The organism is Hyphobacterium sp. CCMP332, from assembly GCF_014323565.1.
GTDB lineage: Bacteria > Pseudomonadota > Alphaproteobacteria > Caulobacterales > Maricaulaceae > Hyphobacterium.
Window position 1 is genome coordinate 23,753 of record NZ_CP058669.1, and the last position, 21,352, is coordinate 45,104.

The following is a 21,352-nucleotide window of genomic DNA, read 5'->3' on the forward strand; positions in this document are numbered from 1 at the left end:
TCTGTGGGATGGTGTGATGCCTCACCAGAACACGAAGGGATTGCAATGCAGTACCTCTATCTTGATCAGGACATGCGCCTGGAAGAGGCCACCGAGCTTCTCGAAGGCGGCATCCGGCTGGGCGAGCAAGCACACTTGCGCGCTGGGAGCGTGCTCTATTGCGGACTGGATCTGGGAGCACATTTCCAGACCGGTCATCATGTAACTTTGCGCGGACCGCTGCAGGCGGGCGCGCACGTCTCCATCGGCACGTCCTGTGTGCTTGAGGGCCATATCGAGATTGGCAACCGGGTCAAGATCGCCTCTCAATGTGTGCTGGGGTCTCATACCCGTATCGGCTCGCGTGTCTTCATCGGCCCCGGCGTTATGATGACCAATGACCGCCTGCCGCTGAAACAGCGCGATCGCTATCGCCCTGAAGGTCCGCACTTGGAAGACGGTGTTACCATAGGTGCAGGCAGCGTACTCCTGCCGGGCATCATGATCGGCAAAGGCAGCTTTGTCGCCGCGGGCAGTGTGGTGGTTAAAGATGTCCCGCCGGACATGCTCGCCAAGGGCAATCCCGCTCGGTTCGAACCACTTCCCGATCACCTGAAGGAAGACAACCAGGCACTGAGCTGGCCAGATCCCGACTCAGCGTAGAGCGCGGCGGGCCCATCGCGGCCCGATCATCCGGTCGATGAAGGATGAAACCAGAAGCGACCAAGTCGGCTTGTCCAGACCCGTTTCCAGCCAGGCCAGTTCCTCTTTCAGCATGGCCCGTCGTCCCGGAGGAAGCAGGGCAATCAGGCTCTCAGGGTCTTCATCGCTGCGATACTGGTCAATAAGCGCGCCCATTTCAGCCCCGGTGACCGGACCTTCCAGTCCAGGCAAACCTCGCAGCCAGGGCTCCACCTGGTAGCGGCGACCTGAGAGAATGAAATCCAGCAGACAATCCCGTCGGGATTCCTCATGCTGATCACGATACACCCGGAAACTAAACAGCGCCGTGCCGAAGAGCTTACGATAGAGCAGAGCTTTGGATGGGCCCATCATCAGAGCCCTGAAGCGATCCCGAATTGAGAAGCTGAGCATCTCACGGGTAATCTGAGTACGTTTCCAATAGGCATACGACAGAGGGAAGCGCCAGCGTGCACCCTTTTCGCGTTTATCAGATGACTGCTTTTCCAACACTTTTTCAATAAGTTCAGACCATTTGCCATGGACAACAGAGATATCGTACTGGTTCTTCGCTGACAGCCCGTTGATCCGCATATAGCGGATCTGTGTGGGGTCTTGGATTATTTCTTGAAGGGTATCGGCAAGAGCGCCCGCACGATCCTCACCCGGCTCCACCAAGCGGCCATTGAACTTGTCGATAATGATTTCATTCGTGCCGCTGCAATCAGAAAAGCCAATAGACGCGCAGCCTGAGCCCAAAGCTTCCCGCAGCGCCAATGGACACCCCTCACTATAGGACGGGAGCACGAAGATGGGCACGAGCCGATAATATTCATTGACCTGCTCAGGCGTTTTGGACCCCATGAAGCGGATCGCCTCAGTTCCGTCCAGGGTCTTTGCCTGTGCTGCCAGCTTGGCCTCGTCCGGGCCATGGCCAACCAGATACAGCTTCCAGCCCTGTTTATGAATTCCGGAGCGGGAAAACCCCTCGATCAGGACATCCACACCCTTCTCCGCAGAAAAACGCCCGACATAAAGCACCACTTTCTGCTTCTTGTTCAACAGTGGCGGTTGCTGATCATACTCAACCGCACTGGGGATCACCGTAATATTCTCGCGATCAGCCTCAGGGAAACTTTTCCGATAGCTCGGCATCAAGACGTGAGAATGGGTTGCGAGACGATGAACAAACTCGCGCTGACGATCCGTTTGCCAGTTCAGACGTTTGATTATTTCCGGACCGCCACGTTCTGAAATAACGGTTGGAATACCCATGGGCTTAAGCGCCGAGACAACCAGTCCTGCGGCCTGCGAGCTATTAATTATGATCGCAATGTTGATGGCGTATTCGTCAGCCAGGTCCTGGATTTTCTGCCGGGCTGGCGGTGTATCTATCAAGCGATAATTGATGACGTCTACATCAATATCGAGTTCCTGGGCGAACTCGTCCTTGGCTATGTTGAAATGCGTCCAGTAGGTAACCCGATGGCCAGTCTCGGCAAGAAAATTTGCCAGCCTGGCCGTCGAGATCTGGACCCCGCCTTCCTTTGTTGGATCGCCGAGCGTGAAGAGGGCAATATTCGCCATCGGCGATTACGTCTCCTGACCCGCAAGGCGGGGCTTATCGGCAATTACATGGACTTGCGGGCAAGTTCCAGGTCCTGGCGCGCTTTCATTTCGGCCAGCTGAGCTTCAGCCAGACGCTGCTTGGCTTCAGCCAGTTCAGCACGAAGGGATGCTTTCTCCAGCTGTTCCTGGATCGCATTTACCTGATCAGAATGCCCTTTGATGCCGCTTGCAGCTTGACGGGTTTTAGGTGTGGTAGCCATTTTTATCTCCATTCATGGGTGGAATTTGGCGTTTTATTGCCTGAGGACGTGCAGAATGCAAGCACGAGTTTGCTGCGAGAGCGAAACTCTTTAAAAGGTCTGTTCGCGCCCGGGCAGAGCCACATTCGGATTGGCCTGATTAAGTCGCGGCGCTGTGGCTTTCAGTGTCTTGTAGACCCGGAAACCTTCCTTGGGTTCACCTTCATAGACGAGACGGCCCTGATTAAGGACAAGGACGCGATTGCACAAATCACAGATCGTGTTTTCATTGTGGGAGACAATAATCGCGGTACGGCCATCTCCGATAAGACGGGCAATAGCATCCGCCGCCTTTTTCCGGAAGCGCATATCACCGGCCGACAGGGATTCATCAATGCAAAGCACCTTGGTCGGTAGATGAATGGCCATGGCAAAGCCCAGTCGGGCTTTCATCCCCGATGAGTACGTCGCAACCGGTTCGTCAATATAATCGCCAATCTCGGAAAAATCGATTATGGAGTCCTGAACCTTGCGCGCCTCAGTGAAAGTTTTTCCCTGAAAAACAGCCGAGCGGAACAAATTCTCACGTCCGGTCGAGCGTGCATCAAAGGCCGCTCCTGGTGCCAGGATCGAAACATCATCACTGGCATCGTTGTCCAGCTTACCGCCATCAGGGCGCAGAATGCCCGCGATGACCCGCAACAGCGTAGATTTACCACTTCCGTTAGGGCCGATAACGCCAACGCATTCCCCATCCGCAATGCGGAAGGAAAGTCGATCGAGAATCGTTCTCGGCGGACCCAGAACCCGGCGCAGCCCCCGACCCGTAGGCATGCAAAGCGTCATTTCCTCTGCATGGATCATACGCTTGTCTCCTACAGATAAAGCTTGAGCAATCGTTGCTGCGAGGCGCGCACAGCTAACATGCCGATAATCATAACCGCTGCAGAGGCCAGGAACAGAACCCAGATGCTGGGACCGATCCCTTCAATAGAGAGGGTCGTTCCCAACAGAGTATGGCGAATATGATCAATGATCGCGGTGGACGGAATCAGCGCAAGAATGCTGCGATAGGCGATTTCGATATTAGCGATGGAATAGAAAATACCTGAGAGCATGAAAATCGCGCGCAGGATATGTGTCATCACCAGACGCACATCGGGAAAAACCGGCGCCAGGAGCATGATGGCTGCCCCTAGGGTCCAGGACATCATCAAGGTCGTGATAAACAGAATGGCCATATGCAGAAGATTAACAATCGGTACTTCATAAAAGTAAATCCAGAGTGGTATTATAATTATCAAAGAGATAGCGAACTTGAGCGAATTGGAAATCAGGGGAGCTATTGACAGGCTCAAGAGGGGAACGTTCAATCTGCGTGCCAGCTGCGCATGCCTGTTTGTCGCTTGAGAAACTTCCATCACAATGGAAGAGAACAAACGCCACCACAAAAGACCCACAAGCAGAAACGGAACCGCATTGGTTTCCAGCCGACTGAGAACAACTGAACGGAGTAACCAAAAAATAACGCAGTACGCGACGGGGTCGATAAACCACCACGCAAACGACAGGCTATACCGGGAAATTTCCTGGCGCAGGTCTTCAATGGAAACTCTCCAAGAAAAAGTGATAGCCTGAGCTAGCATGTCTGATCTTTCGAATTCTGAGAAAACATACGCTTGTCTAATTGCCGTTCACGCGGTGAAAATCTGGGATGTGCTTCTCGATAAAATACTTCAAGACATTCGCGAGCAAGTCCCCGGTAATGTGATCTGGCTGGGGGTAAATGTCCCTGATGACATTCTTCGCCGCGCCGAACAGATGCAGATTAATCTTGTTAGCGTATCTGCCAGCTATGGAAATCTAAGTCAAATACTCAACGCCCTGTCTACTGAGCTGGAAGATCACCCCGTTGATGGGCTGTTCAATGTGATGGGAGGAGAGCGCGCCTGCGGATGGGTTTTGCAAAGGCTGGCCAGAAAACTCAAAGTGCCTTTTGTGCTCCGTGTCTCCGGCAATGATTTTGCGGTTCGCAGGCTGCGACGGGATGCAAACACAGACAACTGGAAGAGCCGGCTTTTCTGGTGGTATAATCGTCAGCGCATGCTCTCCGCAGCAGATGGTATTTGGGTCATGTCGGACGCCGAAGCTGAGCGGATAAAGTTCACCCTGCCCTTCAAGAGCAATATATTTGTCGGCCCGCGCGGCATCCATATCCCGGAACAAAGCTGGGCGCCAACAGGCAATGCCCGGCCCCGGGTAATCACGATCGGACGCATGTCGGCGGAAAAATCACCTGACCTCATCTTTAAGCTGGCGCGCCAGCACCCTGGGTGGGACTTTGTCTGGATCGGGGACCATCAGATTTCCCACCCCCTGCCTGATTATAAAAATTTCCGCTGGACGAAGTATCTCGACGGCGCCGCCATTGAGTCCGAGCTGCGTCAATCAGATGTGTTCTTGCTCCCGTCTAAGTCCGATGCCATGCCTCAAGCCCTTCTGGAGGCTTTGGCGGTGGGCGTGCCCAGCATTGTCTCTCGCCAGATTGAGATGCCAAAAATCGAAAAATATCGACCCTTTATCCAGGTCAGCTATTCTGCTGACCGTTATTCTGAAGTTTTACAAAACTTACTGGGTGACAAGGACAAGCAGCTTGCGTTATCTCACGCGGCGAAACGCTATGTGGATGAAGTCATGAGCCAGGAACGACTTGCGTCATCGGTACGCAAACGCCTGCATGACATCTATCAATACTAAGGGGCAGGATTGGCATGACACAGGCAACACGCGCAGTATGTATCACGGGCGGGCTGGGATATATCGGGATCCAGTTGATCAAGACACTGGATGCAGAAGGCTATGACAGCCGCTTCCTGGTCATTGATAACGAGCTGGTTGGTAGCCTGGAGGATCTTAACAGCGAGGCCGGTGAAGCTCTGGCGGCGCGTGTCGACTGGATCAATCACGATATCGCCAATCCGCTGCCGGATGATTTGCGTCCGGTAACTGAGATTTACCATCTGGCTGGAAATACCGGGGTTGGGCCCTCTCTGGATAATCCGCTTCAGGACCTTCAAGCTAATATTGTCGGTACGTTTAATGCGCTCAATTACGCGGTAAAGCACAAAGCCGGTGTGGTGGTTGCTTCCAGTAACGCCCCCTTGGGCAATGCCGAAGTCCCGGTCACTGAGAAGTCTGTATGTCGCCCGCTTTCCCCTTACGGAGCCAGCAAGCTGGCGATTGAAGGCTATTGCTCGGCCTTTGCCAATTCCTACGGTCTGGGTTCCACCGTCTTCCGTTTCGGCAATGTTTATGGGCCTGGCAGCCACAAGAAATCCTCCGTGGTCGCCGCAATGAGCCGGGCGCTGCTGCAAAATGATGTCGTCTTCGTTGAAGGCACGGGCGAGCAGACACGCGACTTTATCTATGTCGGAGATTTGTGCCGGGCTCTGATCATGGGCATGGCGTCCAATACGCCTGGTCATCGTGAACTTTATCAGCTGGCTCCGGGCCGCGAGACCACCATTCTTCAGCTAGCAGAAACCCTGTGTGAAATTCATCAGGAAGAAAGCGGTCGTCCGGCCCGAATCGAGTTCAAGCCCGGACGCACAGCGGATATCGAGAAGAATTTCGCTGACACAAGCCATGTGCGTAATACTTTGGGCTGGAATGACGCGACCGAGTTCAAGGACGGTCTGCGCACCACCTATACCTGGCTGAAAAGCCATCCGGTGGTTCAGGCATGACTCAGCTCAGCATCATTATTCCGCTCTTCAACAAAGAGCCCCACATCCATGCCTGCCTGGAATCAGCCCTGGAATTTGGTCCTGATTGCGAAGTGATCGTGGTCAATGACGGGTCTACCGACAAATCTGTGGAAGCGATGGGCGAGCTGGTCGATGATCCCCGCGTAAACCTGATCCATCAGGAAAACCGTGGACTGAGCGGCGCGCGCAATACCGGCTTCAGAGCGGCTCAGTCAGAGCATGTCTTCTTCCATGATGCTGATGATCTGGTGAAAGCCGAGGGTCTGCACATGATCCTTGAAGAGGCTCAGCTTGGCGGCAATGAGGTCACGGGAGGGTGTTTTGAACGCTCTGGTCCCAATGGTGTCGCGGTCGATCGGGCCTTCATGCGCGACGAGGCGGAGATCAATTTCCGCAATGAGCAAGATCTCGCTCTGCACTACTGCACGCATTTTTCTTCCTGCAATAAGGTCTATCGCCGTGACTTCTTGCAGGACTGGCCCTTCACCGAAGGGCTCTACATGCAGGATATCGAGCTGTGGCTGCGCATGATGTTCTCCGGTTTCAGCTTTACCCAGCTGGCCGTTCCGGTTGCCACCTATCAGGCCTTTGAAGACAGCTGGTCACGCACGCGTTCCCCCGGACGCTGGAAAGGCCTGTTTGAGCTCTTCAACAATCTGGACAGCCACTATCAGGAACAGGGCTGGCAGGAATTTGCTCCGATCAAGGATTATGCGCTGCTTCAGGGCGCGTTCGGCTTCTTCATGCGTTGGAAGCTGGAAGACAATAATCGGGAAGACCTTGAGAGCCTTGCCGGGCTTCTGGATCGCATGGGTGAGGAGACGATTTTCTCCTTCTATCACCAAAAAAACAAAGGCCAGATTGCGCCTCTCGCACAGGCGATGAAGCAGCGCAATTGGGATCTGGGTCGTAAAATCCTCTCCATCCCCAATCATGAGTTCCGTAAGATGGCCAAGTCCTTCAATGCCCCCTGTGACATGATCCGCTTCTCAGAGAGCTTTTCGGGTTAACTGCCGGAAAGAGCCCTGCGGTCATTTTGGCTTATCGCTCAGCATGACAAGGTGATAAGCTGTGTCCATGGCATCGGCATCTAAGATAAAGGCCACCAAGGCCGAGCTGCTTCAGTCCCTTCAGGAGGCTGAAGAGCAGATCTCATATCTTGAAGCCCGTCTGGCAGTGAGCGAAGACTTGGAAGAGCGACTGTCCAATCTGCGCATACGCTATGACGATCTCGCCTTGCGTTTTGACAAGCAGCGTAAGGCAGGCCAGGAACTCACCCGCGCTCTGAAACAGAGCGAGGCGCGAAACCAGCAGCTGGGACGCCAGCTTGAAACCACACAGGCGGAGCTGAGAGAGCATATCGCCAATCAGCTGAGCGACATGTTCAAAAGCATAGAGACGTGAAGCTGGCGCTTGCCATTCCCGACTTCCTCCATGCGCAGGGGGGAGCAGAAAAAGTCGCGGCCCGGCTGGCCTGCCTGCTTGCCAAGGAGGACCATGAAGTCACCGTGTTCTGCCAACCCGCAGACACTTCGGCTCCTCCCTATATACTGTCTGAGACTGTACACATTCAGCCCGTGGCCTTTGAGGACGCTGAGAACTGGCAGCCATACAAGGGCCAATTTGATGGCCTGATTGCCTTTGTCATGGGTGGATTACATGCCGAGTGCCATCTGATAGCCCGCTGGCTTGGGGCACCCTTGATCATGCAGGAATGCACAAACCCCCTGCGCATGGTCCGCCTCATCTGGGAGCGCCATCACCGGCATTTACAGGGCTTCACCCTAAAGCAGGCCTTTTGGCTGAGGCAAAGCCTGCTGGCTCACTGTCATGGCATCCGACTGACCCAGCCTGACTACCTGAAATCCCTGATCAAACCTTTGAGGCCGTATGCGCACGCCTTCTTTAATGGGCTGGAGCCTGTGCTGCGTAGCACGCCCGACATGCAAAGCCGTCCCAAGCGCATCCTTGCTCTGGGGGCTTTGAAGAACCCAAACAAGAACGGGCTCATGGCAGCTGAAGCTTTCCTGCAATCTGGGCTGTGGAAAAAGGGATGGATGTTGCAATTTCATGGTCACAACGCCCAGCCTGACGCGCTAAACGCGCTACAGGGACAGCCGGGCGGTGAAGCCATCTATATGGAAGCCGAAGTTGAGGATCTGCCCGCCCTGTTTGATCAGGCCCGCTTATTGTGCCTGCCGTCAAAAGAAGAGGGCCTGCCGAATGTCATTGTGGAAGCATTTTCCAATGGCGTACCCGTTATCGGATTTCAGGACTGTGAGGGAACCCGTCAAATCCTTCAACGCTCGAAGGCAGGGCGGCTGGTGCGCACGATGAGCCCCGATGCTCTGGCTACGGACTTAAAGGCTTTGGCAACGGACACAGCTGAGTTGGACTCACTCTCACGTGCGGCGACACGGTTTGCCCGCGCTCACCTCACGCGTCTCCGGTTTGAGAAAAACTGGCTGACTCTGATTGAAACCGCCTTTGCACAAAATTCTGAGTGCTCTTTGAAAGCCCCCCTGATCACGAGCCTGACAGACCTCCTCGCCTCTCACCTTCAAATGCTCAGGGAGCTGAGTTTTCCCGTGGACGCTTACTCTCCGGTAGAGGCCGGCGGCTGACATGTGAAAAGTGCCAACTGGTAACAATTCTCTGACACTCCAAACCAGCACTGGACTGTCATACCGCTTTGCAGTAGCCAAGCACGACTTTTCAGTTTGGGAGTAAGGGGCCGTGACGCACAAAGAATTTTTCAAAGGCCGTACAGTCTGTGTGACTGGAGCCGTTGGCACCGTGGGTCGCGCCCTGGTCGATCAATTGCTGAAATATGACGTCGAGCGCGTCATCGCGATTGATAACAATGAAAGTGAACTTTTCTTCCTAGGCACTGATTATGCCAAGGACAACCGTCTGGTGTCCTTCCTTCTGGATATCAGTGACACCTCTCACCTTTATCGTCGTTTGATCGGTGTCGATTACGTCATCCATGCAGCGGCTTTCAAGCATGTGCCCTTGTGTGAGCAATCTCCCGTCTCTGCTGTTCGCAATAACATCACCGGCACCCAATCAGTGATCGATGCGGCCCGTCGCGCCAATGTGAAAAAAGTTCTGTTCACATCCTCCGACAAGGCGGTGAACCCGACCAATGTCATGGGGACGTCCAAGCTGATGGGTGAGCGCCTGATCACGGCCGCCAATCTCGACAGCTCCAATAACCGCACGAAATTCGCTTCGACACGGTTTGGCAATGTGATCGGTTCACGCGGGTCTGTTTTCCCGATCTTCCGCGACCAGATCAAGAAACGCCAACCCATTACCCTCACTCATCCTGACATGACCCGCTTCATGATGACACTCGATGAGTCCGTGCGTCTGGTGCTGAACTCTTTGGCTCTGATGGTCGGCGGCGAAGTCTTCGTCACCAAGATGCCGGTTGTCTGTATCAAGGACTTTGCCGAAGCTCTGGTGGATTACTACGCCAAGCAAGACGGGTTTGACCGCAAAGAGGTAGACATCCATGTCATTGGCCTGCGTCCGGGTGAAAAACTGTTTGAAGAGCTGACCACGAGTGAAGAGGTCAATCGCTCTTATGAAATCGACGATTTCATCGTTGTGCTGCCGGGCTTCAAAGTCATCTATGAAGACTTTGATTTCACGACTTACAAGGAGCGCGGGGAGCCTTCGACTGAAGTCTATGACAGTTCCAAGCGGGCAAAGCTTGATAACGAGGCCTCCTTAGCCCTCGTGCGTGAAGCGGGCTTGATCACTTAATCACACACCAAATCAAAGCCATATCGGCAAAGCTGAAACGAAATTACGGGGCAAATTCGATGCGTATTCTAATTCTTGGGGCCGATGGCTATCTGGGTTGGCCAACAGCGATGCATTTCGCGGCGCAAGGTCATGAGGTTATCGCTGTTGATAACTATCTGCGGCGCCTGATCGCTCAACAGACTTCATCCGAGCCATTGTTCGAGACACCAAACCTCGATGACCGGGCCAAGCTGTTCAAAGCTGAGCACGGCAAGTCCATCGATGTTGAGATTGGCGATTTGGCCGATCTGCGCTGGTGTGACAATCTGTTTGCCAAGCACAAGCCTGATGTGGTTGTTCACTATGCAGAGCAGCCTTCAGCGCCTTATTCCATGCGCGGCCTTGATGAGGCTGAGATGACGATGAAAAACAATCTGGGCGTCACTTTCAACGTGATCTGGGGCATGCTCAACCACTGCCCCGATGCCCACCTGGTCAAGCTCGGCACCATGGGTGAATACGGAACGCCCAATATCGATATCGAAGAAGGCTGGATTGATGTGGAGCACAAGGGTCGCTCACAGAAATTCCTCTATCCTCGTCAGGCGGGCAGCCTCTATCATACTACTAAAGTGCTCGATACCGACCTGTTATGGTTCTATGTGCGCCTGTATGGCCTGCGCGTGACCGATCTGATGCAGGGTCCGGTTTACGGTCTGGAAACTGCCGAGGCAGAGGCCAATGAGTGCCTGATGCCGAACTTCCACTATGACGATATCTTCGGCACGGTTGTGAACCGCTTCCTGGTACAAGCCATCGCCGGCGTGCCTTTGACGGTTTATGGCAAGGGCGGACAGACCCGCGGCTATCTGAACCTGAAAGACACGCTGAACTGCGTCGACCTGGCCTCCAACAATGCCGCCGACAAAGGTGAGCTTCGCATCTTCAACCAGTTCACCGAGCAATTCTCGGTCAATGAATTGGCCGATCGGGTTCATGCGGCGGGCAAGCGCGTTGGCCTGGACGTGAAGGTCAAGTCCATTCCAAACCCACGCAAGGAATTGGAAGATCACTATTACAACGCTAAAAGCACCGGCCTGCTTGAACTGGGTCTGAAGCCCAACTTCATGACAGAAGATGTTCTGGTGCGCATGCTTGAAACCATTATGTCACACAAAGACCGGATTGATGAGAGCAAAATCTTGCCACGCGTCAAATGGAATGGTTAAGTAAGACCCAGTAGAGGGGGGCTCGCAGGTCCGAGCGGGCAGAGAATGATGATGATCAGCTTCACAGCTCCTGCAGAGGCTGCTGACGCGCTCAGCGCGCTGCAGGCGTCAGATCAGTTCGATGCCCCATCCCTGCTTGCACCCTTGCAAAAGGCCGGTGAGACCATGGACCGGCTAGAATTTCTCAAGCTGGCCCGTTCGCTCAGCCCGGGTCGTGTGACCATATTGTCTTCTTTTGGGGCTCAATCTGCCGTCCTATTGGAGATGTGTTCGCGCGCCATACCTGATGTACCAGTGACGTTTTTGAACACCGATCATCTGTTCGGCGACACCCTGGTCTATAAGCGCAAGCTGCTTGAGCGGCTGCGGATGAGCGACAATCTCAACGAATTGCATCCCGATCCTGCCGTGGAAACTGAAGACCCCGATAAAACTCTGTTTTTCACCAATCCCGATCGGTGCTGTCATCTGCGCAAGGTCTTGCCCTTGCAAGCGGCCCTGAAGAATTTCGATGTGGTGTTGAGCGGATTGCGCAGGGCGCATGGCGGCGTTCGCGCGAACATCCCACTGGTCGACCTTGAAGAGGGGCGTCTGAAAATCAGTCCTCTGTTTGATTGGAGCGATGAGGCGATTGATGAGGCTTTCACCGCCTTGGACCTGCCGCGTCACCCCCTGGTCGAGCAAGGCTTCCTGTCGATTGGTTGCGCGCCGTGCACAGAACGGGTAAGCGACAGTACTAACAGTTCGCGAGCTGGACGCTGGGGCGGAGCCGATAGAACAGAATGCGGCATCCACCCTCGTTTAGCGCGTTTGGATAAATCTGAGCAATCCACCGAGTGACGGCCTATACTTCCGGATATCCCCGTCCACCTTATTCCGCGTTTGCCCTAGATCCAGCGGATCTCACTCTTAGTGACTTTGCAAGCTTTGCACTTACACTTTCAGAAGAAAAACATTCTGAATCGCTGGAAATTTGGACACCGCCGGGTGCAAACATTCAGCCGGTGCGTAGCGCATTCGCCTTTTTTGGATTGTCTGTCTGCCAGAGGATTCTTGTTGTGCCAAAGGGTTTTCACCCAGAAGCTCCGGCGCTCCATCTTGCGGAATTCGCATTGTCTCTTCTTTTAGCGGCTCAGAGCAATCCACCTGACAAGTTTTACGTGGCAGGCCCCGGAGGGGCGGGAGTGTTCGCTGCAGAGGCTTACTCATGCGGTGAGGGCCCTTCGATAGACGTTCTGGCCGGGACTTCGGGATTGTGTGAGCAGCTTGAGGCTCGGCGATTTCCCGAGAGCCCTAAAGATTTACTTAGGTGTGATTTGGAGATGCGGACTATGCGTCTCGCAGCGACCGTGAGAGCGCCTGACCCGCTGCTCGCGGAAACCCTAAAAAAATTGCTAAATCGCTCTGTTGCAGCCGCAGTGCAGATATCATCTGTAGCCCGCGATGCAAACGGGACCATTTTACTAGTGCCGCATCAGGGCCTGCTCGACATCCGTCTCACCTGTGAAATTTTGTCTGAAGCTGCGCCTCGACGCGTAATCATCGCTGAAACGCCATTTACAACCCCATTTGACATGCGCAATCTAAAACGAAATCTGAATTCTATCGGCATCGATCCCGTCTCGGTGCGCTGCGCCGACATTCAATCGCTATCAATGCTTTGCGAGGCTGAGTCCGCACAAATACTTTCTTTGCGCGAGATGCGCGCGCTTGAGCCAATCGCTGCATCACTCGCTTCACGCGGTTTTCCGGTTATTGGCGGCCTTGGCCCTTCGATTATTGATCCTGGTCCAAAGGTCGCAGGAATCAAATTTGCACCTAGTTACGCTTCTAAACTCGCCCCATTGGTTGATGATCCAAGCATTCAAACGACTTGGGCGGGCCCAGCTGCGAAGCCTGCAGGCAAGGCGCGCGCCGTACTCGTCGCGAAAATGAAGCGTATAGCTATCGTGATCGCCACTCATGATCGATCAAAAATGCTTATGGAAGCGCTGGCGTCCGTTGCGGAAAGTGACATGAAGCCGGACGAAGTTATCGTCATTGATGATGGCAGTTCGACGCTCAACGCGAGAGAGAACGCCCAGATTTGCGAGGCCTTCGCAGCTTGTCCACTTCGTTATTTTCGTACCGAGAATTTCTATCCCGGACATGCTCGCAACTACGGCGTCGCTGAGTCGTCCGCAGACTGGATATTTTTCCTAGATGATGATAACCGATTGAAACCAGACGCGATTGCCACAATCCGGAGGACCCAGGCCGAGACTCGGTGCGCAGCTGTATTCTCATTTCTTGATTCATTTGAGGGAACTCAAGCGCATAGAGTTGTTCCGTTTTTCGGCCCCGCTGGATTGTCGAGTCTATTTCAGAACCATGTTGGCGATACAGGATTCGCAATTGAGCGTCGTACGTTCGAAAGGATAAACGGTTTTCCGGAGACTTTTGGAGTGGGTAAAGAGGATTATGCAGTTCTTTCAGCGCTTGCGCGCGCGGAAATCGATTACCGCATGATCACTCGCCCTCTCTACGAATACCGCGTCCATGCCGACAGAATAGAGAAAAATCACCGGCGTAGGAGCATCGGCGCTTTCGCTAATCTTACCAATGTTTACCCGATGACGGATCGTTCAGGCCATTTCCGTCAAGATGGCCTTTTCGAACGCCTTGCCTTCATGCAGGCAGCACAGCTTTCTATGCGCCATGTGCCAGACCGCCCGTCACTGCGCCTATCTCCTTTCCAAGTGTTCCTACATCATGGATTACGGGTGGTTTTGAGACAGAACAAATTCGCACGCCGCATTCTCCGCCGTGGTCTAGTGGGTGAGCTCATTCGTCGGGTATTTTTTAATTCAGCGCGGTGATAGGCACATTGAATGGCCCCTAGTTTTCTAGACGCCCTCGGCAGTTGTTTTCTGCTGCCGTTTGAACTCGACGGGCGACAGCATCCCGTTTCTGGCGTGCTTGCGTTTCGGATGCTCTGCACCCAGGAAACTGGATCGTTTCAGTTTAGAGTTTCCGGTAGTCTGGAACCTGGCTGGGCGGAGACAGAGGGATGCGAGCATCGAAGTTCACGGACGCGCAGAAGGCGTTCATTATCAAGCAGGGTGAGGCTGGGATTCCGGGTGCCGAGATTTGCCGGAAGGCGGGTATCAGTCAGGCGACATTTGTTAACTGGAAAAAACGCTATGGCGGTCTGATGCCGTCCGAGATGCGGCGGCTTAAGGAGCTGGAAGATGAGAATTCCCGGCTGAAACGGATCGGCCCGGATCAGGGGGCTGGGTCAACACTCCTCTCCCAGCCCAGGGAAATCTAGCGGAAAACTCCAACTTCAAACGATCCAATTCTTAGGGGGCAGAGCAGACTAGAAAATGGGGTTTTGCAATTCGCATCAAGCCCGTTTAGTACAAAATTTCTGGACGTCTATTCCGGCAAGGATCACGTTATGAATAACACAACAAGCGACATTGCACGATATGCTGCACGGTTCGACGAGCGACCGAAGCGAATGCGCCCGCTATCGCCTCATCTCAAGATGTTGGAGGCAGATGCCGTTCATATAATGCGGGAAGTGGCTGCCGAGTTTGAAAATCCAGTAATGCTTTATTCGATCGGTAAAGACTCCACCGTGATGCTCCACCTCGCGATGAAAGCGTTCTGGCCATCCCGCCCACCATTTCCTTTCTTGCACATCGACTCCCTGTGGGAATTTAAAGAGATGGGTAGGTTTCGTGACGAGCTGGCTAAAAAGCTCGACTTGAGGATGATTGTTCATGTTAACGAAGAAGGGCGCGGGCTGGAGATCAATCCCTTCATTCACGGATCCGCACTTCACACTCAGGTGATGCGAACCGACGGCCTTTTGCAAGCCCTCAACGGTGGCAAGTATGACGCTGCATTCGGCGGCGGCAGGCGCGATGAAGAGAAGAGTCGTGCGAAGGAGCGAATTTTCTCCTTTCGCGACCAGAATCATGGATGGGATCCGCGCAATCAACGTCCTGAGCTGTGGCGCACCTTCAATACCCGCATTCGTCCCGGAGAGAGCATCCGCGTTTTCCCGTTATCGAACTGGACCGAAGTCGACATTTGGCAATACATCCTAGAAGAGAGCATTCCGATTGTGCCGCTCTATTTTGCCGACTACCGTCCGTGCGTAGAAGTGGATGGCACCATCATCATGGTGGATGATGATCGGATGCCTCTGGCTGACGGTGAAAAGTCGGAAATGCGCAAAGTCCGCTTCCGTACTCTGGGCTGCTACCCGCTGACAGGGGCCGTCGATAGCGACGCAGAGACGCTCGAAGACATTGTCCTAGAAATGCTAGGCGCTCGGTCGTCAGAACGGGCTGGCCGATTGATTGATTTTGATGAGGCCGGATCGATGGAGAAGAAAAAGCGTGAAGGTTACTTCTAATGGCTAAAACGGAAACCCGTGCCGAAATGATCGCCCGGCTCACGCGAGCCGGTGACCGCGGCGTTCTGCGCTTTATCACCTGTGGCTCGGTGGACGACGGCAAATCGACACTAATAGGTCGCCTGCTTTTTGATTCCAAGCTCTTGTTCGAAGACCAGATCCGGATCCTGGAAAACGAGTCGAAGAAGTACGGCACCGCCGGCGAGGGAATAGATTTTGCGTTATTGCTCGATGGCTTGGAAGCCGAACGCGAGCAGGGCATCACAATTGATGTGGCTTATCGCTTCTTCAACACTGAAAAGCGCAAATTCATCGTCGCCGATACGCCGGGCCACGAACAATTCACCCGCAATATGGCGACTGGCGCTTCGACCGCAGACCTGGCCATCATCCTGATTGATGCGCGTAAGGGTATACTTCCACAAACGCGCCGCCACACTTATATCGCCAAAATGATGGGCATACGTCACATCGTATTAGCCATAAACAAAATGGACCTCGCCGAGTATGACGAACGGCGCTTTGCCGAGATTGCGCGCGAATACATGAGCGACACCCGGGGCCTCGAGTTCAACACGCTAACCACCATTCCGATTTCCGCGCGGCATGGCGACAACATTTTCTCGCGCTCTGATAATACTCGTTGGTATTCCGGTCCGACGCTTCTAGAGCATTTGGAAAGCGTAGATGCGGCGACCGAGGGCGAAACCGACTTCCCTTTCCGCATGCCGGTCCAGTGGGTCAACCGCCCCAACCTGGATTTCCGAGGCTTTTCCGGCACGATTGCGGCGGGCGAGGTCTCGGTAGGTGATGAAGTCGTTGTTGCGCACTCTGGCAAGTCCGGCTTGGTTTCCCGTCTGGTCACTGCCGACGAAGATCTGAAAACAGCCGTGGCCGGAGATGCGGTGACCGTGCTCCTTGATCGCGAAATCGACATTGCCCGCGGTGACATGCTGGTAGACGCTAAGGCTAGGCCAGCGTTGGATAATCAGTTTTCCGCCGAAGTTCTGTGGATGTCCGAAGAGCCGTTGCTTCAGGGGCGCTCCTATATCATCAAGGCGGGAGCTCAGATCTCACCGGCGACCGTAACCAAGCTCCAACACAAAGTCGACATCCATACCTATAAAACCGAGTCCGGCTCGTCGCTGGATCTCAATGAAATCGGTGTTTGCCATTTTAACACGGCCCGTCCAATTGCTTTTGATCCCTATGACGCGCTGCGTGAAACTGGTTCCTTCGTGATTATTGACCGCTACACCAACCAGACAGTGGGTGCGGGCATGATCCAGGGATCGCTTCGCGAGTCGTCCGACATTCATCGCCACGTCATGGACGTAACCAAGCAGCACCGCGCAGAGATGAAAGCCCAGAAGCCGGCCATCATCTGGTTTACCGGCTTATCCGGTGCGGGCAAGTCTACAGTGGCCAACTTGGTGGAAGCCAAGCTCGCGGCGTCCGGGGTGCATACCTATTCGCTAGACGGCGACAATATTCGCTTTGGTTTGAACAAGGATCTGGGCTTCAAGGATGCTGATCGGGTGGAAAATATTCGCCGGATTGGTGAGGTGGCGAGTCTGTTTGTGGATGCGGGCATTATCGTTACCTGCAGCTTCATCTCCCCCTTCCGCTCCGAGCGCCGCATGGTTCGTGAGCTGGTGGGCGAGAGCGAATTCATCGAGGTATTTGTGGATGCGCCGCTCGATGTGTGTGCCCAGCGTGACCCGAAAGGGCTTTATGAAAAGGCGCGCAAGGGCGAGCTGAGAAATTTCACGGGCATCGACAGTCCCTACGAGACGCCGCTGCGCGCGGAAATTACGGTTAAGACCGATGAAATCACCCCTGAACAGGCCGCTGATCAAGTGGTTGGCGAACTGGTCAAGCGCGGCCTTCTTGGCTGATGTAAAAACCGCGTACCTTATTAGCCGGGGCGGCGAGCCCAGCCGACGAAGTGGCCGTTGAGATAGCGGGACTCCTCCTTTGCATAGAGAAAGTTTCCGCCCTCCGGTGTCGCCAAACAGCCACCCGCTGCATTTAGTACGGCATGGCCGGCGGCGGTGTCCCATTCCATCGTGGGCGCAAAGCGCGGATATACATCAGCTCGGCCTTCCGCGAGCCAACAGAATTTTAACGATGATCCTACGCTAATTTTTTCAATGATATTATGCGTATCAACAAAATCTTGCGTCTCCGGATCGAAGTGGGACCGACTCATAACCGCTGTCAGACCCATAGTCGGCGGCGCGCGCGTGGCGATAGGTGTAAGTACTGATGGATCAAAAGGCGCTCCCGGTGGCAAGTCCGCAGCAAAGGCGCTTTCTCCGCCCAGATAAATACGGCCTAGCGCCGGCGCATATACACAACCTGCCACCGGTTTTCTTTCATGGATGAGACCTATATTGATAGTGAACTCACCATTTTTTTTTATGAATTCCTTTGTTCCGTCGATTGGATCGACCAGGAAGAAGTCCCCACTGGTGTTACAGCCAATGCCATTAGACATTTGTTCTTCGGCCATCACCGGAACTCCAGGAAACAGCCGATTCAACATCTCAAGGATGACCATCTCGGCGCGTCTGTCGGCTTCGGTAACAGGGGAACGGTCTGCTTTTTGGCCGGGCGTAAAGTCCTCGCCATAAACCTCCATAGCAGGCTTTGCAGCTTTGGTGCATATAAGCGCCAAGGTGCGAGCGATTGAGTTCGAAGGTTGATCCATAAATAAATTTCCCCAGAAATCTCTAAATTCTATTGTAAAAAAAAGCAAGAATTTGAGCTGGAGTGACGTGACCCCCAGCTTTTGACCTAACCCCCAGCTTTCCCCCAGCTGGGGGAAAGCTGGGGGTTACGTCATCGCACATATGCCTACCCCGGTCCCGGTCGGAAATTTGTGCGTCTGCAATAGACGCCGCGCGTCAAGCGATGTAAACGATAGAAATGGAAATGGCTATGGTTTGCATGCCAATTGCATACTGAATTCTTCAGGCTTTTTCTTATGTGTACCGGGGGTGTTATGAAAACGTATTTCGGAACCGACGGCGTACGGGGCCGCGCAAACAGTTTTCCCATGACGCCGGATGTTGCGTTGAAGATGGGTCGCGCTGCCGGACAGTATTTCCGGCGTGGCAGCCACCGCCATACGGTGGTGATCGGCAAAGACACGCGATTGTCCTGTTATATGCTTGAGGCAGCCCTTACCGCCGGTTTCACCTCAGCCGGAATGGACGTGTCCGGAATCGGGCCAGCCCCCACCCCGGCCGTCGGCATCCTGACCCGTTCCATGCGGGCCGATCTGGGTGTCATGATTACCGCGTCCCATAACGGGTTCGAGGATAATGGCATCAAGCTGTTTGGACCGGACGGATTCAAGCTGCCGGACGAAGCAGAGCTCGAAATTGAATCCATCATGGATGCGCTGGACGATACCACGCTCGTGCAACCGGGCGCAATCGGTCAGGTGCGGCATTTTCCGGACGCCAGGGGCCGCTATGCAGAAATCGTCAAAGCGTCTTTCCCGCGCGGATTATGCCTCGATGGCATCAAGATCGTTATCGATTGTGCCAATGGCGCAGCTTATCGGGTTGCACCGCAAACTTTGTGGGAACTTGGCGCGGATATCACCGTGATCGGTGCCAGCCCTAACGGGTTGAACATCAACAGGGATTGCGGCTCAAACATGCCGGAGGCGTTGTCCGCAAAGGTGCTCGAAGCCGGTGCTGATATCGGAATCGCGCTGGATGGCGATGGCGACCGGGTGATCCTCGCTGATGAAAACGGCCAGATTATTGATGGCGACAAGATCATGGCCCGCGTGGTCAAGGACCAGATGGAGCAATCCACCCTCCGCGGTGGTGGGGTGGTCGGTACCGTCATGTCCAACCTCGGCTTTGAGCGCTTCATCAATGATCTGGGATTGACGCTTCACCGTGCGCCCGTTGGTGACCGCTATGTCGTTGAACGCATGCGTTCGAACGGCATCAATATAGGCGGGGAACCTTCCGGCCACATAGTGCTGACGGATCATGCTACAACGGGCGACGGTATGATCGCCGCCTTGCAAGTACTGGCGGCAACCGTTCGGCACGAAAAGCCGATCAGCGAATTGTGTAATCTGTTCGAACGTGCGCCGCAGGTGTTGAAGAATGTCAGCTATTCCAATGCCTCGCCGTTGAACACGCTTCCTGTACAGAAAGCGATTGAAAATGGCATGATGCGGCTGAACGGTCGAGGCCGTTTGCTGGTACGGGCTTCGGGCACAGAGCCGCTTATCCGCGTCATGGCGGAAGGCGATGATATTGGTTTGGTCGAATCGGTCGTTGACTTGATCGCCAACTCGGTCGCCAACACAGTTTAAATTAAGCGGGGTATCTTTTGTCCATTATTCCTTTCCTGTGATGTTCAAGGACATCGAGCACAGAAAGATCTACTAATCATTCCCGATGCCCGATCAAATACAGACCGGCAGATTACAACCCGTATGGTATAGCACTAGAATTCCTAGACGGGCTTTTTTACATCAAACTAAAATTAGAGGAACGACAGTCTGCCGAGTAAATAGGTTTTAATCTGGGCACTCTTGTTGATTCTGCCTGGATCGGGGCCTTATGAAAGCAGTCCTAACCCAGTCGCAAAGCGAGATTTTTATGAATTGTGTTCGTAAAGCTGTATTGCCTGTTGCGGGGCTCGGAACACGCGTCTTGCCTGCCACTAAATCTGTTCCCAAAGAAATGCTTCCGATATTTGACCGTCCTGCGATCCAATATGTCGTTAACGAGGCCTTCGAAGCTGGAATCGAACATATCGTATTCGTAACGGGCCGTAACAAAAGCTCGATTGATGATCATTTTGATCGGGCATACGAGCTTGAGGCCTCTCTGCGGGAGAAAAAAAAATACGATATTCTAGACCAATTGGAGGCCGAAAGGCCTATCGCCGGCTCTATGAGTTTTGTACGACAGCAATCGCCTTTGGGATTGGGCCACGCTGTATGGTGTGCGCGCGATGTGATCGGCGATGAACCGTTTGCGGTGCTACTTCCTGATGTTCTGGTCAAAGCCACACCAAGCTGTCTTACCCAGATGATTGCCGCCTATAATGATCGCGGTGGCAATATCATCGCCGTTGAGCCGGTACCGCACGATCAAGTCAATATGTATGGAATCATTGAGCCCAAATCGCGCGACGGCGCCATTATCGAAATGGCTGGAATGGTCGAAAAACCGAGCATCGATGATGCGCCGTCAAACCTTTCGATCACCGGACGGTATATACTCCAGCCGGAGATATTCAATCTCCTTAGCAACCAGCCCCGCGGGTCAGGTGGAGAAATTCAGCTCACCGATGCGATGGCAACGCTCATGAAAACCCAAGACTTTTTTGCGCTCGAGTATGAGGGCGAGAGTTTTGATTGTGGGAGCAAACAGGGCTATTTGCGAGCTTTCGTGCGATTTGCGCTCGATCATGAACGGGAAGGCGAAGCTTCGCGTGCCACGCTGCGCCGCCTTTTGGATGAAAATGCTGCCTCAAGTGTTTGAGCACGGCGAGCAAAACGCGTTGACAATTATTGCATCCAATTTGAAGGTAGCGATCTTCAGGCCTTTTATTGGAGACTTGAGGGGTGAAAACTAAAGGTCCATTTTCTTAAAGTGACCCCCGCGAGGAATGTCCGCATTCCTCGCGTTTTTCTTTTTGGCGCTGAGAAATCTGCGAGTGTGCCTTGCCCCGATCGCC

At 53.9% G+C, this 21,352-nt stretch carries 19 protein-coding genes and 1 pseudogene; 15 read left to right on the plus strand and 5 right to left on the minus strand.

The genetic code is table 11. The features are described from left to right. Positions 1 to 45 precede the first annotated feature (45 nt). Positions 46 to 642 carry an acyltransferase gene (locus tag HXX25_RS00100; protein WP_187166401.1) on the plus strand — a complete coding sequence of 199 codons (597 nt, stop codon included), beginning with the start codon at positions 46 to 48 and terminating at the stop codon, positions 640 to 642. On the opposite strand, the gene HXX25_RS00105 is transcribed toward HXX25_RS00100, so the two are convergent. The 4 genes from HXX25_RS00105 to HXX25_RS00120 all read right to left on the minus strand — a co-directional run bounded on the left by HXX25_RS00105 (position 634) and on the right by HXX25_RS00120 (position 4,114). After that, on the minus strand, positions 634 to 2,247 hold the full coding sequence (locus tag HXX25_RS00105; protein ID WP_187166402.1) for a glycosyltransferase: 1,614 nt from the start codon (positions 2,245 to 2,247) through the stop codon (positions 634 to 636). The two genes, HXX25_RS00100 and HXX25_RS00105, sit on opposite strands and share 9 nt — an antisense overlap. A gap of 44 nt (positions 2,248 to 2,291) precedes the next feature. Further along, on the minus strand, positions 2,292 to 2,489 hold the full coding sequence (locus HXX25_RS00110) for a hypothetical protein (RefSeq protein WP_187166403.1): 198 nt from the start codon (positions 2,487 to 2,489) through the stop codon (positions 2,292 to 2,294). 90 nt (positions 2,490 to 2,579) lie between these two features. Next, on the minus strand, positions 2,580 to 3,332 hold the full coding sequence (locus tag HXX25_RS00115; RefSeq protein ID WP_187166404.1) for an ABC transporter ATP-binding protein: 753 nt from the start codon (positions 3,330 to 3,332) through the stop codon (positions 2,580 to 2,582). A gap of 11 nt (positions 3,333 to 3,343) precedes the next feature. Beyond that, a complete protein-coding gene (locus HXX25_RS00120) occupies positions 3,344 to 4,114 on the minus strand; it encodes an ABC transporter permease (protein ID WP_187166405.1) in 771 nt (256 codons plus the stop codon). Between HXX25_RS00120 and HXX25_RS00125 the strand changes: the two genes are divergently transcribed. From HXX25_RS00125 to cysN, 12 genes and pseudogenes are all read left to right on the plus strand, one after another. After that, on the plus strand, positions 4,113 to 5,225 hold the full coding sequence (locus HXX25_RS00125; RefSeq protein WP_187166406.1) for a glycosyltransferase family 4 protein: 1,113 nt from the start codon (positions 4,113 to 4,115) through the stop codon (positions 5,223 to 5,225). The genes HXX25_RS00120 and HXX25_RS00125 overlap by 2 nt on opposite strands. A gap of 14 nt (positions 5,226 to 5,239) precedes the next feature. Next, the gene (locus HXX25_RS00130) at positions 5,240 to 6,214 is read left to right on the plus strand and encodes a GDP-mannose 4,6-dehydratase (RefSeq protein WP_187166407.1); all 975 of its coding nucleotides are present in this window, start codon (positions 5,240 to 5,242) and stop codon (positions 6,212 to 6,214) included. Next, entirely contained in the window at positions 6,211 to 7,245 is a 1,035-nt protein-coding gene (locus HXX25_RS00135) for a glycosyltransferase family 2 protein (RefSeq protein ID WP_187166408.1), read from the plus strand. The genes HXX25_RS00130 and HXX25_RS00135 overlap by 4 nt, the downstream gene beginning before the upstream one ends. Positions 7,246 to 7,312: 67 nt before the next feature. Beyond that, entirely contained in the window at positions 7,313 to 7,639 is a 327-nt protein-coding gene (locus HXX25_RS00140; RefSeq protein WP_187166409.1) for a hypothetical protein, read from the plus strand. Continuing rightward, positions 7,636 to 8,859 (plus strand): glycosyltransferase, encoded by a 1,224-nt coding sequence (locus HXX25_RS00145; protein ID WP_187166410.1) that lies wholly within the window; start codon positions 7,636 to 7,638, stop codon positions 8,857 to 8,859. Before HXX25_RS00140 ends, HXX25_RS00145 begins: the two co-directional genes overlap by 4 nt. A gap of 172 nt (positions 8,860 to 9,031) precedes the next feature. Then, the gene (locus HXX25_RS00150; protein WP_187166411.1) at positions 9,032 to 10,009 is read left to right on the plus strand and encodes a polysaccharide biosynthesis protein; all 978 of its coding nucleotides are present in this window, start codon (positions 9,032 to 9,034) and stop codon (positions 10,007 to 10,009) included. A 59-nt stretch (positions 10,010 to 10,068) separates the two neighbouring features. Continuing rightward, complete coding sequence (locus HXX25_RS00155; protein ID WP_187166412.1) at positions 10,069 to 11,220, plus strand: NAD-dependent epimerase/dehydratase family protein; 1,152 nt, start codon at positions 10,069 to 10,071, stop codon at positions 11,218 to 11,220. A gap of 45 nt (positions 11,221 to 11,265) precedes the next feature. Then, on the plus strand, positions 11,266 to 12,060 hold the full coding sequence (locus tag HXX25_RS00160) for a phosphoadenylyl-sulfate reductase (RefSeq protein WP_187166413.1): 795 nt from the start codon (positions 11,266 to 11,268) through the stop codon (positions 12,058 to 12,060). Beyond that, complete coding sequence (locus tag HXX25_RS00165) at positions 12,057 to 14,078, plus strand: glycosyltransferase family A protein (protein ID WP_187166414.1); 2,022 nt, start codon at positions 12,057 to 12,059, stop codon at positions 14,076 to 14,078. Before HXX25_RS00160 ends, HXX25_RS00165 begins: the two co-directional genes overlap by 4 nt. A 191-nt stretch (positions 14,079 to 14,269) precedes the next feature. Further along, a pseudogene (locus HXX25_RS00170) lies at positions 14,270 to 14,485 on the plus strand (transposase); the annotation flags it as partial. A 237-nt stretch (positions 14,486 to 14,722) separates the two neighbouring features. Beyond that, complete coding sequence (gene cysD / locus HXX25_RS00175; protein ID WP_187167699.1) at positions 14,723 to 15,628, plus strand: sulfate adenylyltransferase subunit CysD; 906 nt, start codon at positions 14,723 to 14,725, stop codon at positions 15,626 to 15,628. Continuing rightward, positions 15,628 to 17,526 carry a sulfate adenylyltransferase subunit CysN gene (cysN, locus tag HXX25_RS00180; RefSeq protein ID WP_187166415.1) on the plus strand — a complete coding sequence of 633 codons (1,899 nt, stop codon included), beginning with the start codon at positions 15,628 to 15,630 and terminating at the stop codon, positions 17,524 to 17,526. The genes cysD and cysN overlap by 1 nt, the downstream gene beginning before the upstream one ends. A 20-nt stretch (positions 17,527 to 17,546) precedes the next feature. Here cysN and cysQ read toward each other — a convergent pair whose 3' ends face one another. Then, a complete protein-coding gene (gene cysQ / locus HXX25_RS00185; RefSeq protein WP_187166416.1) occupies positions 17,547 to 18,341 on the minus strand; it encodes a 3'(2'),5'-bisphosphate nucleotidase CysQ in 795 nt (264 codons plus the stop codon). Positions 18,342 to 18,635: 294 nt separating this feature from the next. Between cysQ and glmM the strand changes: the two genes are divergently transcribed. Next, on the plus strand, positions 18,636 to 19,976 hold the full coding sequence (gene glmM / locus HXX25_RS00190; protein WP_187166417.1) for a phosphoglucosamine mutase: 1,341 nt from the start codon (positions 18,636 to 18,638) through the stop codon (positions 19,974 to 19,976). 250 nt (positions 19,977 to 20,226) lie between these two features. Beyond that, positions 20,227 to 21,156, plus strand: a complete 930-nt coding sequence (gene galU, locus HXX25_RS00195) for a UTP--glucose-1-phosphate uridylyltransferase GalU (protein ID WP_233346742.1) — start codon at positions 20,227 to 20,229, stop codon at positions 21,154 to 21,156. Positions 21,157 to 21,352: the final 196 nt, after the last annotated feature.